The 15,107-nt window shown below is 65.9% G+C and carries 10 protein-coding genes; 7 read left to right on the top strand and 3 right to left on the bottom strand.

Annotation, left to right across the window (positions count from 1 at the left end):
- Window positions 1-88: 88 nt before the first annotated feature.
- Window positions 89-3,697, top strand: coding sequence for an urea carboxylase (gene uca / locus VIM61_01240; protein ID HEY8899027.1), 3,609 nt, complete (start codon window positions 89-91; stop codon window positions 3,695-3,697).
- Here uca and VIM61_01245 read toward each other — a convergent pair.
- The gene (locus VIM61_01245) at window positions 3,694-6,753 is read right to left on the bottom strand and encodes a CHASE domain-containing protein (GenBank protein ID HEY8899028.1); all 3,060 of its coding nucleotides are present in this window, start codon (window positions 6,751-6,753) and stop codon (window positions 3,694-3,696) included. The two genes, uca and VIM61_01245, sit on opposite strands and share 4 nt — an antisense overlap.
- A gap of 247 nt (window positions 6,754-7,000) precedes the next feature.
- On the opposite strand from VIM61_01245, the gene atzF reads away from it, so the two are divergent.
- The 3 genes from atzF to VIM61_01260 all read left to right on the top strand — a co-directional run bounded on the left by atzF (window position 7,001) and on the right by VIM61_01260 (window position 9,963).
- The gene (gene atzF / locus VIM61_01250) at window positions 7,001-8,815 is read left to right on the top strand and encodes an allophanate hydrolase (protein HEY8899029.1); all 1,815 of its coding nucleotides are present in this window, start codon (window positions 7,001-7,003) and stop codon (window positions 8,813-8,815) included.
- Window positions 8,812-9,303 carry a DUF3124 domain-containing protein gene (locus VIM61_01255; protein HEY8899030.1) on the top strand — a complete coding sequence of 164 codons (492 nt, stop codon included), beginning with the start codon at window positions 8,812-8,814 and terminating at the stop codon, window positions 9,301-9,303. Before atzF ends, VIM61_01255 begins: the two co-directional genes overlap by 4 nt.
- A gap of 108 nt (window positions 9,304-9,411) precedes the next feature.
- Window positions 9,412-9,963, top strand: coding sequence for a hypothetical protein (locus VIM61_01260; protein ID HEY8899031.1), 552 nt, complete (start codon window positions 9,412-9,414; stop codon window positions 9,961-9,963).
- Between the two features lie 13 nt (window positions 9,964-9,976).
- Here the strand turns inward: VIM61_01260 and VIM61_01265 are convergent, their stop codons facing one another.
- Window positions 9,977-10,357, bottom strand: a complete 381-nt coding sequence (locus tag VIM61_01265; GenBank protein HEY8899032.1) for a S24 family peptidase — start codon at window positions 10,355-10,357, stop codon at window positions 9,977-9,979.
- A 281-nt stretch (window positions 10,358-10,638) separates the two neighbouring features.
- Between VIM61_01265 and VIM61_01270 the strand changes: the two genes are divergently transcribed.
- The 3 genes from VIM61_01270 (at window position 10,639) to VIM61_01280 (ending at window position 14,819) form a co-directional block, all read left to right on the top strand.
- On the top strand, window positions 10,639-11,952 hold the full coding sequence (locus VIM61_01270; protein HEY8899033.1) for a CCA tRNA nucleotidyltransferase: 1,314 nt from the start codon (window positions 10,639-10,641) through the stop codon (window positions 11,950-11,952).
- 117 nt (window positions 11,953-12,069) lie between these two features.
- Window positions 12,070-13,500: a glycogen/starch synthase gene (locus VIM61_01275; protein ID HEY8899034.1), complete on the top strand. Its 1,431-nt coding sequence runs from the start codon at window positions 12,070-12,072 to the stop codon at window positions 13,498-13,500.
- A complete protein-coding gene (locus VIM61_01280) occupies window positions 13,500-14,819 on the top strand; it encodes an aspartate aminotransferase family protein (protein ID HEY8899035.1) in 1,320 nt (439 codons plus the stop codon). The genes VIM61_01275 and VIM61_01280 overlap by 1 nt, the downstream gene beginning before the upstream one ends.
- Here the strand turns inward: VIM61_01280 and VIM61_01285 are convergent.
- The gene (locus VIM61_01285; GenBank protein HEY8899036.1) at window positions 14,780-15,097 is read right to left on the bottom strand and encodes a Dabb family protein; all 318 of its coding nucleotides are present in this window, start codon (window positions 15,095-15,097) and stop codon (window positions 14,780-14,782) included. The two genes, VIM61_01280 and VIM61_01285, sit on opposite strands and share 40 nt — an antisense overlap.
- Window positions 15,098-15,107 lie beyond the last annotated feature (10 nt).

The raw sequence follows: 15,107 nt of genomic DNA on the forward strand, positions 1-15,107 counted from the left end.
TTTACGGAATTTTGGGAATTGATGAAAAAATCGCTCCGTCCCTGTTCCTCAGAAAATTCCGTCAATTCCGTTAATTCTGTCTAAAAAGATGTTCACCAAAGTCCTCATCGCGAACCGTGGCGAGATCGCCTGCCGCATCATCCGCACGCTGCGCAAGCTCGGCGTGAAATCCGTCGCCGTCTATTCCGAGGCCGACGCCCACGCGTTGCACGTCCGCATGGCCGACGAGGCCGTCTGCATCGGGCCCGCACCGGCTGCGCAGAGCTACCTCCTCGCGGACAAGATCCTCGAAGTCGCGAAAGCCACCGGCGCGCAGGGCATCCACCCCGGCTACGGCTTCCTCAGCGAGAACGCCGCCTTCGCCGACGCCTGCGAGGCCGCCGGCATCGCCTTCATCGGTCCCACCGCGCAGAACATGCGCGACTTCGGCCTCAAGCACACCGCCCGCGCCCTCGCCATTGCGAGCGACGTCCCCGTCTCGCCCGGCACCGACCTGCTCGAGACCGTCGAGGAAGCCGCCACGGCCGCGCAAAAGATCGGCTACCCGGTGATGATCAAGAGCACCGCCGGCGGCGGCGGCATCGGCATGCAGCTCGTGCAAAACGCCGCGGAGCTCGCCGAAAAATTCGCGAGCGTGCAGCGCCTCGCCCAAAGCAACTTCAAGGCCGCCGGCCTCTTCCTCGAGAAATACATCGCCGCCGCCCGGCACGTGGAGGTGCAGCTCTTCGGCGACGGCGCGGGCACGATCGCCGTGATCGGCGAGCGCGATTGCTCCGCCCAGCGCCGCAACCAGAAGGTCCTCGAGGAAACCCCCGCACCGAATCTGCCCGACGCCGTCCGCGCCAGCCTCCACGCCGCCGCCCGCCGCCTCGGCGAAAGCGCGCGCTACCGCTCCGCCGGCACCTGCGAGTTCATGTATGACGCCGCCGAGGAGAAATTCTACTTCCTCGAGGTGAACACCCGCCTCCAGGTCGAGCATTGCGTGACCGAGGAAGTCAGCGGCCTCGACCTCGTCGAATGGATGGTCCGTCTCGCCGCCGGCGAAGCGCTTCCCCTCGCCGACTACGCCCACGCCCCGCTCGGCCACGCCATCGAGGCGCGCATCTACGCGGAGGACCCGAACAAGGATTTCCAGCCCAGCACCGGCCTGCTCACCGAGGTCAGCTACCCGGACAACGTGCGCATCGACGGCTGGGTCGAGCCCGGCAGCGAAGTCACGCCTTACTACGACCCGATGATCGCGAAGGTCATCGCCCACGCGCCCACCCGCGCCGAGGCGATCGACAAGCTCCGCGCCGCGCTCGCCGCCACCCGCCTCGACGGCATCGAGACGAATCTCGCCTACGTCGCCGCCATCCTCGATACGGACGCCTTCCGCCACGGCGGCGTCACCACGAAATACCTCGCGACCTTCGCCTACCAGCCGCAGACCATCGACGTGCTCGAGGCCGGCACGCAGACGAGCGTGCAGGATTTCCCCGGTCGCCTCGGCTACTGGGCCGTCGGCGTGCCGCCGTCGGGGCCGATGGATTCGCGGTCGTTCCGCCTCGCAAACCACATCCTCGGCAACGACTCCGCCGCCGCTGGTCTCGAACTCACGATGTCCGGCCCGACATTACGCTTCAACACCCCGACCGAGGTCTGCCTCGCCGGTGCGCAGATGCCGGCGAGTCTCGATGGGGTCGCCGTTCCCTACGGCGTCTCCGTTTCCGTCGCTGCCGGGCAGACGTTGCGCATCGGAAGAGTCGAAGGTCGCGGCGTCCGAACATACCTCGCCATCGCCGGCGGCTTCGACGTGCCCGATTACCTCGGCAGCAAATCCACCTTTGCGCTCGGTGGCTTCGGCGGCCACGGCGGGCGCGTGCTCCGGGCCGGCGACGTTCTGCGCTTGAGGAAAGACGATCGCTCGATCGAAATGCAACTCAGCTCGCGGGCCGTCGACTACGAATTCCCGGATGAGTGGACCCTCGGCGTGCTCTACGGCCCGCACGGCGCGCCCGATTTCTTTACCGACGACGACATCGCCGTCCTGTTCTCGACGGCCTACGAAGTCCACTACAACTCGAACCGCACCGGCGTCCGCCTCATCGGCCCGAAGCCGAAATGGGCGCGCAAGGACGGCGGTGAGGCCGGCCTGCATCCCTCGAACCTCCACGACAACGCCTACGCCATCGGCGCGGTCGATTTCACCGGCGACATGCCCATCCTGCTCGGGCCCGACGGTCCCAGCCTCGGCGGCTTCGTTTGTCCCGCCGTCGTCATCGAGAGCGAGCGCTGGAAGCTCGGCCAGCTCAAGGCCGGCGACAAGGTCCGCTTCAAACGCCTCACCGTCGAGGAAGCCGCCGCCCTCGACGACGCGCAGGCCGCCATCTTCGAAGAAGCGCCCGCCTCGCGCCCCCCAATCCAAAATCCAAAATCCAAAATCCAAAATGATTTGGACGAGGCCATCCTCCATCGCCTCGACGAAACGCCGTCGCGCCCCGCCGTCACCTACCGCGGCGCCGGCGACCGCTACCTCCTCGTCGAATACGGCCCCATCGTCCTCGACCTGAACCTCCGCTTCCGCGTCCACGCCCTCATGGAGTGGCTGCAGGACCGCAAGCTACCAGGCATCATCGACCTCACGCCCGGCATCCGCTCGCTCCAGATCCATTTCGACGCCCGCCTCACCGAGCGCGCGCTGCTCGATGCCCTCCTCGCCGCCGAGGGGGAACTGCCGCCCATCGACGACATGGAGGTGCCCACGCGCATCGTCCACCTCCCGCTCTCGTGGGAGGACGAGGCCACGCTCGAGACGATTCGCAAATACATGCAAAGCGTGCGCGCCGACGCGCCGTGGTGCCCGAGCAACCTCGAGTTCATCCGCCGCATCAACGGCCTCGATTCCATCGACGACGTCCGCCGCATCGTCTTCGACGCCAGCTACCTCGTGATGGGCCTCGGCGACGTCTACCTCGGCGCGCCCGTCGCCACGCCGCTCGACCCCCGCCACCGCCTCGTCACCACGAAATACAATCCCGCCCGCACCTGGACGCCGCCGAACGTCGTCGGCATCGGCGGCGCCTACATGTGCATCTACGGCATGGAAGGCCCCGGCGGCTACCAGCTCGTCGGCCGCACGATCCAGATCTGGAACAGCTTCCGCACCACGCCGAATCTCGAGCCCGGCAAACCCTGGCTGCTGCGCTTCTTCGACCAGATCCGCTTCTTCCCCGTCAGCGCCGCCGAGCTTCGCCAGATGCGCGAGGACTTCCCGCAGGGCAAATACGTCGTCCGCACCGAGGAATCCACCTTCCGCCTGCGCGACTACCGCAAATTCCTCGCCGACATCGCGCCCGAGGCCGCCGCATTCAAGGCCCGCCAGCAGGCCGCCTTCGACGCCGAGCGTGAGCGTTGGAGCGCCGCCGAATTCGAGGCCGCCGATCCCGTCGCCGCGGCGGCGGACACCGGCGAGGTCGAATTGCCCGTGGACGGGTGGTTCGTCGACGCCGCCGTCGCCGGCAACCTCTGGAAGGTGCTCGTCGCGCCCGGCGACACCGTCGCCGCCGATCAGCCGATCCTCATCGTCGAGTCCATGAAGATGGAAATCCAGGTCACCGCGCCGCGCGCGGGCGTGATCCATTCCGTCCTCGCCGCGGAGGGCCGCCCGGTCGCCCCCGGGCAGCATCTCGCGATCCTCACGAATGCGAAGGCTTAGCGCGACGCCCAGCGATTGAGCGTGCGGATGAAATCCTCCCGCACGAACGGCTTCGTGATGTAGTCGTCCATCCCCGCGGCGAAACACCGGCCGCGATCCTCGTCGAGCGCCCCGGCCGTGAGCGCCACGATCGGCACGTGCGTATCCTCGCGCTTGCGAATTTCGCTCGTCGCCTCGAAGCCGTCCATCACCGGCATCTGGCAATCCATGAAGATCACGTCGAACCCTCCGGCCAGCGCCTTCTCCACGGCCTCGCGGCCGTTGTCCGCCGTCTCCACCTCACAGCCGAGCCGCGACAGCACCGTGCGGGCGAGACGCCGGTTCACGGCCACATCCTCGGCGAGCAACACCCGTCGCCCCATCTCGAGCGGCGGCGCCACCGCGACTTCCTCCTCCGCCGGTTCCGCCACGGCCACCTCGAACGGAATATCGAAATGCATCGTGGTGCCGACTCCTTCGACGCTGGTCACCCCGATCTCGCCGCCCATCATTTCCACGAGATGCTTGCAGATCGCCAGCCCCAGCCCCGTGCCGCCGAAGCGCCGTGTCGTCGAGCTGTCCACCTGGCTGAAGCGATGGAAAAGCCGCGCCCGCTTTTCCTCCGGAATGCCGATGCCCGTGTCGGCCACCGCCACATTCAGCCGGCCGCTCACGTCATCGCCCTCCCAATACATGGAAATGCGCACCGAGCCGGCCTCGGTGAATTTCAGGCCGTTCGACGCGAGGTTCAGCAGGATCTGACGGAAGCGCGTGGGATCGCCCACCACCCGCCCGGGTGCGCCGATGCCGTCGGAAGAGAGCTCGAGCCCCTTTTGGTGGGCCTGCGCATGGAGCACGTCGAGCACGTCCTGCACGCAGACCTCGGGATCGAAGGCGACTCGCTCGAGGCGGAGCTTCCCGGCCTCGATCTTCGAGAAGTCGAGAATGTCGTTGATGATTGTCAGCAGCGACCGCCCGGAGCTGCGAATCACGCGCGCCCACCCTTTCTGCTCGGGATCGAGCGGTGATTCGACGAGCAGGTCCGCGTAACCGATCACCCCGTTCATCGGCGTGCGAATCTCGTGGCTCATCGTCGCGAGAAATTCGCTCTTCGCGCGGTTCGCCTCCTCGGCCTGCGCGCGGGCTTCGCGGGCCTCGAGCTCCGCCTGGCGCAGCTCCGCCGTGCGCTCCTCGACAAGACGCGCCGCCCGCAACGTCGACGTGCGCAGGCTCATCACCAGCCCGGCCAGCAGCGCCGGCACGAAGGCCAGGGTGATCGCGTTCATCAGCGGATCGCCCTCCTTGTATTCGAAGCCTGCGCCCCGGCTCCATCCACAGGTGAAATCATGCCCCGCCAGCGGGAGCACCGTCGTCTGCTCGAACTCGCTCCTCGGCGCGCCGGGCGTCCGGAAAATCAGCTTCTTCGGATTCGTCGTCAGCCCGCTGAACACGGCGAGTTCGATCGCCGACGCGCTGCTCCCGAGGACGCCGCGCAGGAACTCATCGGTCACGAACGCCGCATAGATCCATCCGCGAAACGCCATGCGCCGATCGTGCACCGTGGTCGGCGATTGATCCGGCTGGTAGATCGGCACGTAGAGCAAAAATCCCAGCCCGGACCTTTCGTAGCCGACAAGATTCACTTGATCCGAGATGCGCGGGACACCGTAGTCGCGGGCAAATCGCGCCGCGCTTTGCCGGCTTGGTTCGGAGGCCGCATCGAGGCCCAGCGCCGCCAGGTTCGGCCCTTGTGGCTCGACGAAGGTCACCACGTAGTGCTGCCAGCCCGCGGGATCCATCGCGGCCTTCGGCGCGCCGGGGATCGGGTGAATTCGGAAATTCGGCAGACCGTCGGCGCGCACCCTGGCGAGAAAGGCCGGCACCTCCGCTTCCCGCAGGGGAAAAATCACGCCGATCGCGCTCACGCCCGGGTAACGCTCCGACAGCTCCAACGTGTCCGCATACCGTCGCCACTCGTCCCGCGTCACATCGTCGGAAGCCGCAAACAGGCTCACCCCGCCGCGAAGAGCATCCTCGTAGGTTTGCATCCGTTGCCGAATCGCCTCCTCGGCATCCCCAATGAGATTCTCGAAACGCATCATGTCCAGCCGCAGCCGATCTCGATCCAGCTTCCAGAAGATCCAGCCGCTGAGCATCCAGCCCGCCGCAAGCACCATGGCGGAGAACCGAAACGCGCCCGATTCCTTCAGCACGGCCAGCACGTGGGCGGTGAACGCGAGCGCGAACAGAAACGCCTCGAGCTGAAGATGCACCCCATTCATGTCCGTCGCCTCGAAGGGCGTCTTTCCGGCGTCCGTCACGAGCACCCCCAGAAACGCCAGCGCCGCGCACATCACCATCGCCCCCGCTCCGCCGAAGCCCACCGTCGCGAGCAACAGCAGGGGAAAGATCGCAAAGAGGAAGGACGACCCGCCTGGCGCGGAAAACACGAACCATCCCACCGCCGCCGCGACCGCCACGAGGCCTGCAAACTTCGCCACGGCGAGGCCGCTGAAATCGCGCAAGCGCACGTGGCGAAGCGCGAGCACCGCCGGAGCCACGACCAGGATGCCCACGGCATCGCCCGCCCACCACGTGAAGGCGATCTCCCTCATTTTCTCGGCGGGCACGCCCGCCCCGAGATGCAACGCGACCACGCCACCGGTCGCGGCGACCACCGGCCCAACCAGCGACGCGCCAATCCAGCTCACGAGCTCCTCGAACGGCTGCAACGCGCGCCAGCTCGCCAATCGCTGCCGAATTCCGGCCCCCAGCACCGCCTCCAGCGTATTGCCGATAGAGATGGCGGCGGCCACCGCGAGGGGAATCGGCGACAACGCATTCGCCAGAAAGGCGCCAACAAGGACGCCCGGCATCCAGCGCACGCCCCCCATCAATAATGCAACAACTGCAACACCCGAGGCAGGCCAGAACGGCGAGACGCTCCCGTGGAGACTCGCCAGCTGCAATCCCAGGCGAGCCGCGGCGAAGTAGACGGCGCAGACCACGACATTCCCCACGACCACGTCCGAATAGCGCTTCGGAGCGGCCACGAAATCGGAGCGAAGACTTTTCATCGCGATGGGGCGGGGAGGTTGACGCCGTTCAAAGCCTCAACGGCGCGGAAATGTATCAATATTTACCACCTCGTGGCAATTTCTTCCCACCGCTGAGCCAAACTCCTTTCCGGCAAGATTCCATCTCCGATTCTCGCACGCTCGCCCTCTGATGGGGCGGAATTTTTTGGGATTCCGAAATCCGCTGGTCCGCTCCTTGCTTAGTGAAAGGACGAACCTCCTTTTTTCGCATCTCCGTCACTTTCGCATGATCGACCTTCGTAAACTCACGCTCGAGATTTCCCTCCTCCGTTCCGGTTATCGCTCCGGAGATTTCACCCCCGCCGAAGTCATTCGCGAGATCTATCGCCGCATCCGGGCCCGCGGCGACGACCATGTCTGGCTCCACCTTCGCTCCGAAGAAGAGGCCCTCGCGCTCGCGGAAGAGGCCGCGAATCATCTCTGCAAACCCCTCGCCGGCATCCCGTTCGCCGTGAAGGACAATATCGACGTCGCCGGCATGCCCACCTCGGCGGCCTGTCCCGCGTTTGCCTACCTTCCCAAGGCCTCTGCCACAGCCGTGCGCCTCCTGGAGGAGGCCGGGGCCCTCGTCATCGGCAAGACGAACATGGACCAGTTTGCCACCGGACTTGTGGGAACCCGCTCACCCCACGGCGCCTGCGCCAGCGTCTACAATCCCGAGTTCATCTCCGGAGGATCCAGTTCGGGCAGCGCTGTCGCCGTCGCAGCCAGCCTGGTGAGTTTTTCCCTCGGCACGGATACCGCCGGCTCCGGCCGCGTGCCGGCCGCCTTCAATAACCTCGTTGGCCTGAAGCCCACTCGCGGCATCGTCAGCACCACGGGCGTCGTCCCCGCCTGCCGTTCGCTCGACTGCGTGAGCATCTTCGCCGCAAATGTCGAGGATGCCGAGCAGGTGCTCGACCTCGTCGCCGAGGAGGATGCGAGCGATCCGTATTCGCGTCCGTTTGCCGACCGCTCGGTCTTCTCCCGTCCGTTCCGCTTCGGCGTGCCCGAGGCCGGCCAGCTCGACTACTGCGGCGACGCCGAGGCCGCCGCGCTCTACGAAAAGGCCGTCGCCCGGCTCGTCGATCTCGGCGGCCTTCCGACCGCCATCGACCTCACGCCCTTCACCGAGACCGCCGCCCTCCTCTACGGCGGCCCCTGGGTCGCGGAGCGCTACGCCGCCGTTGGCGGATTCATCGAAAAGCAGCCGGATGCCTGTGACACGACCGTGGCCGGCATCATTCTGGGCGGGGCCTCCATGACCGCCGCCGAGGCCTTTTCCGCGACCTACAAGCTCGAGGCCCTTCGCCAGCGCGTCGCCCCGGTCTGGAACAGCATCGACTTCCTGTTGCTGCCGACCACGCCCACGATCTACCGCATCGACGAAGTCCTCGCCGAGCCGGTTCAGCTGAACTCGAATCTCGGCAAATACACGAATTTCGTGAACCTGCTCGACCTCTCGGCGCTTGCCGTGCCGGCGGGATTCCGCGCCGACGGCCTGCCCCTCGGCGTCACCTTCATGGGGCCGGCCTGCGCCGATTTCGAGCTCTGCCTCATCGCCCGGCAGTTCCTCGGCCAGATCCAGTCCCCGACCGAGCGCCGTCAGCGCAAGGCCCTCGAGCGCGCGGGTGGCCGCGTCGAGCTCGCCGTCGTCGGCGCGCACCTCACCGGTCTCCCGCTCAATCACCAATTGGTCGACCGCGGCGCCATCTACATCGAGACGCTCGAGACCGCGCCCGACTACGCGCTCTTCGACCTCGCCGGCTTCAATCCCCCTCGCCCCGGCCTCGTTTGCGTCGGCGAAAATCGCGGAGTTTCCATCGAAACCGAGATCTGGAGTCTCAGCGAACGCGCCTTCGGCAGCTTCGTCGCCGCGGTGCCGCCGCCAATGACGATTGGAACCATCCGCCTGAAGGATGGCCGCCGCGTGAAGGGCTTCCTCTGCGAAGAACACGCCACCCACAAGGCCACGCCGATCTCCGCCCACGGCGGCTGGCGCAATTTTCTCGATTTCAAGGCTTCGCAGGCGGCACCTTCGCCGCAATCCGTGCCTTCATGAGTTTCCTGCGTCCCGCGCTCCTCTCCCTGCTCGCCGTCGGCCTCTTCCATACGGCCGCGGCCGCCGGAGAATTTTCGACGATTCCCGATCCTTCGCGCGGCGCCCTGATCTACGTGCCAATCTACTCGAGCATCTTTTACAAGGACAGTGCGCGCACCATCGAACTCGCCGCAACCCTCTCGATTCACAACATCGATCCCGACCACTCGCTCACGCTCACCCGCGTCGACTACCACGATACGGACGGCAAACTCGTCCGCCATCACCTCGAGCAACCGCTCGTGCTCGCCCCCCTGGTCACGAAAAACTACGTCATTAGTCAGGCCGACCGCACTGGGGGCACCGGCGCAAACTTCATGGTCGCCTGGAAGTCGGATGTCCCAATCGCCCCGCCAATCGTCGAAGCCCTGATGGTGAGCGTCTCCAGCCAGACCATCTCGTTCACCGCTTCGGGAAAAATTGTCCGTAGCGCCGACGCCCGAGAATAATCCGCGGCTTCGCGGCGATCCCGATTGACGAATTTCCCAGCCCCAGACAGGAATGCGCGCCGACCAGGCCTTTTCACTCACAACCAGATCACTTTTCTCACCTACGAAATGTTTTCATTCACGATTCGGGCGCTCTTCATCGGCATCGTCGGATGGGCGATCTACCAGTTCCTGAGTCCGACCGTCGAGACCGCCGCGGTGACCAGTCCGGAAGAGCAATTCCGGCAGGTTCTTTCCTCCTCCGGCGTTTCCGCCGACACCCTCGCCCGCCTCTGTGACCGGTATCCCGAACTCGCGATGCAATTTCTCCGCAGCCACCCGATCCAGGTGAGCGGCACCGTGCAGGACTTTTTCGTGACTGGTCTGGACGGGCGCCGGGCCCTCATCACCCTCAGCGACACGAGCCACCGCAAACTCGTCGCGGTGCTCGATCTGGATCACTATGCCGTCCTCGCCCTCGAGCCACTCGCCAACCGCGGCGTCCATTACCTCGCGGTCGGCAACGAGCTGCTGAAAGTCACCCCCCCGGGAGCCAATTGGGGGCACCACTCTTCGGAGGGCCGCGAGGTCGTCGCCACCCGTTCCACACCTTTCGTCGCCACGGTCACGCTCGATCGGATCACCTCCGAGTCGATCATTTTCAAGACAGCGGCCCGTTGAGGAACGCCGCGGGCTAAGGCCGATCGCAGACGCGGACGACGGCGCGCATCACGCCCTGGACGGTGAGGTCACCCACGGGAATCAGGTCCGGATAACGCGGATTTTCCGCGCGCAAAAAGAGTCGTCCCGCCTCGGAGACGAGCCGCTTGAGCGTCGTTTCCCCGTCGATCAGGGCCGCGACAATGTCGCCGGCCTTCGGCTCGCGGGCTTCGACGATCACGAGGTCGCCATCGGCAATCTGCGCATTGACCATCGAATCGCCTCTTACGCGCAGGGCAAAGGTCCGCGCGGACGCCGGAATCCTCAGCGCACCGAGATCGACCGGGATTTCGCCGAGCTCGACGGGATCCAGCGGATCGCCGAAACCGGCCGTGATGTCGCCCGCGATCGGCACCGGCGAGAAGAAGCCATTGGGAACTGGCTGAGAGCGCCGGGAGGCGCGAGATTTTCGAGAATCGCCGGTCTCCCGGGCGTGTTCCCGCATCGCTTTTGCAAGTTCGGCCGGGGAAAGAAACACACCCGTCCCCACCGAGGCTGTTTGCAGAAAGGATAGGACTGCCTTTTTCCGATCCTCTTTTTGACCCGCCATGTGTTTCGGGCATAGGTCGTTCCACCAGGAATGGCAAGCCTTCTCTGTCTCTTGCCCGCGCGGCTGCAGCCGGGCATGGTGTGCGGATGGAGCAATGCGCCCGTCAGATTGTCGCCACCCTGCGCGCCGCGGGCCACGAGGCCTATTTCGCTGGCGGCTGCGTGCGTGACCGGTTGCTCGGGACCGAACCGAAGGACTACGACATCGCCACCGACGCCCGGCCCGAGGAGGTCGAAGCCCTTTTTCACCGCACCGTGGCGGTCGGCGCGCAGTTCGGAGTGATCGTCGTGCTCGAAGGCGGCCACGAATACGAGGTCGCGACGTTTCGCGCAGACGGCGAGTATCTCGACGGTCGCCGCCCCGCCTCGATCACCTTTGCCAACGCCGAGGGCGACGCCCTCCGCCGCGACTTCACCGTAAACGGGCTCTTCTACGATCCCGTCGAGGAGCGGGTGCTCGATTTCGTCGGCGGCCAGGCCGACCTCGCCGCCCGCGTCATCCGGGCCATTGGCGATCCCGCCCAGCGCTTCACCGAGGACAAGCTCCGCCTCCTGCGCGGCATCCGGTTCGCCGCGAGCCTCGGTTTCGAGATCGAGACCGCCACGTGGCAGGCCATTCAAAACGGTGTCCCCGCGATTCACGATGTCAGCGCCGAGCGCATCCGCGAGGAATTGTCCCGCATCTTCCTGCACCCGAATCGCGTGCGCGGCCTCGACCTGCTCGACGCGAGCGGCCTGCTCGAGGCGCTGCTCCCCGAGGTCGCCGCGCTCAAGGGCTGCGAGCAGCCGCCGGAGTTCCATCCCGAGGGCGACGTCTACGTGCATACCCGCATCATGCTCGAGATGCTGCCGGCCCACGCCTCGCTGCCCCTCGTGCTTGGCGTGATCTTTCACGACATCGGGAAGCCGCCGACCTTCCAGCGGGACGAAACCGGTCGCATCCGCTTCAACGGTCACGAAACCGTCAGCGCGGAAATGACACAGAAGATCATGACCCGCCTGCGTTTCTCGAATGCCGAGATCGACGCCACCGACGCCCTCGTTCGCAATCACATGGCCTTCAAGGACGTCCAGCACATGCGAGTCGCGAAGCTCAAGCGCTTCCTCGCCCGTGAGACGATGGACGACGAGCTCGAACTGCACCGCGTCGACTGCGGCTCCAGCCACGGCATGCTGGACAACTACGACTTCCTGCTCGCGAAGCGCGAGGAGTTCGCCAACGAGCCGCTCATCCCGCCGCCGCTCGTCACCGGCCACGATCTCATCGCACTCGGCTGGCGGCCCGGTCCCCGTTTCAAGGAAATCCTCGAGGCCGTGCAGACCCAACAGCTCGAAGGCGCCCTTCGCACCCGCGAAGACGCCCTCGCCTGGATCGCCGCGACTACGCGACCGTCAGCCTGACCCCTTCCGGACAATCCTGGCCTCCCGCAAACCCGGGCGGTTGCAAACAGAAAGCGAGGCATCCCGGGCACACGCGGGCTGGCATCAGCTGACAAACCTGTTAACACCATCTCCAGCATGAAGATCCTGCTTGCCGCCTCGGAACTCGAACCCTTCACCGGCGAGGGCGAATTCGCCATCGCCATGCGCGCGCTCTCCAGCGGACTTCTCGCCCGCGGCCACGAGGTCAGCGTCGTCCTGCCCTACTATCGCGCCGCCCGGGAAAACGGCGCCGGAAAGGCCAGGCGCACCGCCGTGAAATTCTCCGTGCCAGTCGGGGGCGCCCGCTATTCCTGCACGATCCGGGAAATGAAGGCCCCCGGCGGCGTTCAGGTCTTCTTCGTGGAACGCGATGAATTCTTCGACCGCTCGGGCCTCTACGGCACGTCCGAAGGCGACTACCAGGATAACTCCGCGCGCTTCATCTATTTCTCGAAATGCGTCGTCGAGCTCGCGAAACGCATGGACCCCGCACCCGAGATCCTGCACGCACACAACTGGCAGGCCGCGCTCGTGCCCGTCTTCGCCTCCGAGCAGCGGCTCCCGGCGCGCACCGTGCTCACCGCCCACACCCTCGAATATCAGGGCAATTTCTGGAGCTACGACTTCGGCCTCACGAATCTGCCCGGCGAGTATTTTTCGCCACGCGGCCTGGAGTATTACGGCAGCATGAACCTGCTGAAATCCGGCATTCTTTTCGCGAACAGCGTCGTCCTGCCCGGAGCGCGTCTCGTCGAGGAAGCGAAGCGCCCGGCTCACGGCTGCGGGCTCGATCCCGTCCTGCGCGAGCAGGCGGCCAAGCTCGAGGGAATTCCCAACGGCCTCGATGTCGAGAGCTGGAACCCCGCGACCGACAAGGCGCTGCCGAAGCGCTACAAGACCGCCGATGCCAAGGTCGCGAACCAGAAGCCATGGCTCGCCCAGGCGGGAATCGACGCCGGCGGCCTGCAGCTTCTCGCCGTGACCGATGCAATGACCGGTGACGGCATGTCCACGCTGCTTCCCGGGCTGGATCGCATCTTCGAATCCGGCGCGCGACTCGTCGTGCTCGGTCGCGTTGCGCCAGCCAATCTCGCCGCGATGGAATTTGCCCGCCGCAAACATGCGGGCCGTCTCACGTGGCTGCCCGACTACGACGAGGCCACGCTCCGACTCGCACTCGCCGGTTCCAACGCGCTCCTTTGCGCCGCGCCCGTCGCTGCCGACGCGGGCGTCCTGTTACGCGCCCTGCGCTATGGCGTGATTCCGGTCGCCCTCGCCTGCGGAGGACTGCAGGCGCTCGCGCCCAGCCTGCCGGACGGCTACGCGATTCCCTTCTACGCGCCCACTCCGGATGGCCTCGTCGATGCCGTGCGGCGCACCTCGGCCCTGCGTCGGGATTCCGAAGCCTGGAAGAGCGTCGTCGAACGCGCCATGGCTGCGGATTTTTCGTGGGCCGCCACCGCGGCGGCGACCGAGTCGCTCTACGCCTCGGTGCTGACCCGTTTCGGGCTCGCCCGAGCCGCCTGATGCTGCCGGAGATTCGCACCGCCGTTCCCGGCCCCGAGTCGCGGCGACTCGCCGCCGAGTTACGCCGTTACGAGTCGCGGAATGTCACTTTCACCAGCGCGGACTTTCCGATTTTCTGGGAACGCGCGGCCGGCGCCAATGTTTGGGACGTCGATGGCAATCGCTTCCTCGACCTCACGTCGGCTTTCGCGGTGGCAAGCCTCGGCCACAGCCCGCAACCGGTCGTCGAAGCGCTGCGGCATCAGTCCGAGCGGCTCATCCACGCGATGGGCGACGTCCATCCCACGCGCGAAAAGGCGGAACTCTGCCGACTGCTGAGCGAGATCACCTACGAGCGATGGGGCGCCGGCGAAGCCCGCACAATCCTCGCGAACTCCGGCTCCGAAGCCGTCGAGGCCGCGTTGAAGACTGCCCTGCTGCACACCGGCAAAGCGGGCGTCCTGTCCTTCACCGGCGGCTATCACGGCCTCGGCCACGGCGCCCTCGAAACCAACGGCATCCCCTATTTCCGCGAGCCTTTCGTTCCCCAGCTCGGTCGCTTTGGCGTGCGGATCCCCTTCCCCTCCGGGCAGGCGAACCTCGCGGATGTGCGTCCCCAGATCGAAGAGGCGCTGCGCTCGCAGCTAATCGGCGCCATTCTCGTCGAGCCCGTCCAGGGTCGCGGCGGAGAGGTCGTGCCGCCGACCGGCTTTCTTCCGCTGCTTCGCGAGATTTGCGACGCCCACGGGGTCGTCCTGATTTTCGATGAGATCTACACCGGCTTCCACCGCACGAATCGCCTCTTCGCGTGCGAGCATTCCGGGGTCGCGCCCGATCTCATCTGCCTCGGCAAGGCTCTGACCTCAGGGTTTCCGCTTTCCGCGTGCGTGGGGCGGGCCGCCATCATGGACACCTGGCCGGAGAGCACCGGAGAAGCGCTCCATACGAGCACCTATCTCGGGAATCCGCTCGGTTGCGCCATGGCGCTGGCCTCGATTCGCGAACATCTCCGTCCGGAAACCGACGCCCTCGCCGCCACCGCCACCGAGATGTGGAACGAAATGCTGGCCACCCTGGACGCCCCGGTCATCGGGGAGCGGCGCGGGATCGGACTGATGCGCGGGATTGCGCTGGTTCGGGCCGACGGCTCGCCAAACACGGAACTCGCGCAGGCCATCGTCGTGCAGTCCCTCAAGGACGGGCTCATCCTTCTTGCAGGTTCGCCCACCGGCAACGTGCTTTCACTCACGCCGCCTTTCATCGCCACCCGCGACGAAATCGCCTTCACCGTCGCGAAAATTCAGGAATACCTGACGTCCTTGCCGGGATCCATCTCGTAGTCGATGGCGACCCGCGCCGTCGTGTTCGGTCGAATGACCTCCTCGACGTATTTCACGTGGTTGGGATCATCGCGATAGATCGCGAGCTTTTCCATGCTCTCGACATCCACCGAAAGGAAGAATGGCCATTCGGCATTCGGCGTCACCGGCTTGCCGCACTTCACGTTCCGCACCTCGGGAATCTTGAGCAGCTGGATGCGGGTCTGCCGCATCATCCACTCGATCTTCTCATCGTCCACCTCAGGCTTGAGTTTGAACAAGACAAGGTGGTGGATCATTGAACGCGAT

Source organism: Chthoniobacterales bacterium (assembly GCA_036569045.1).
Taxonomy (GTDB): domain Bacteria; phylum Verrucomicrobiota; class Verrucomicrobiia; order Chthoniobacterales; family JAATET01; genus JAATET01.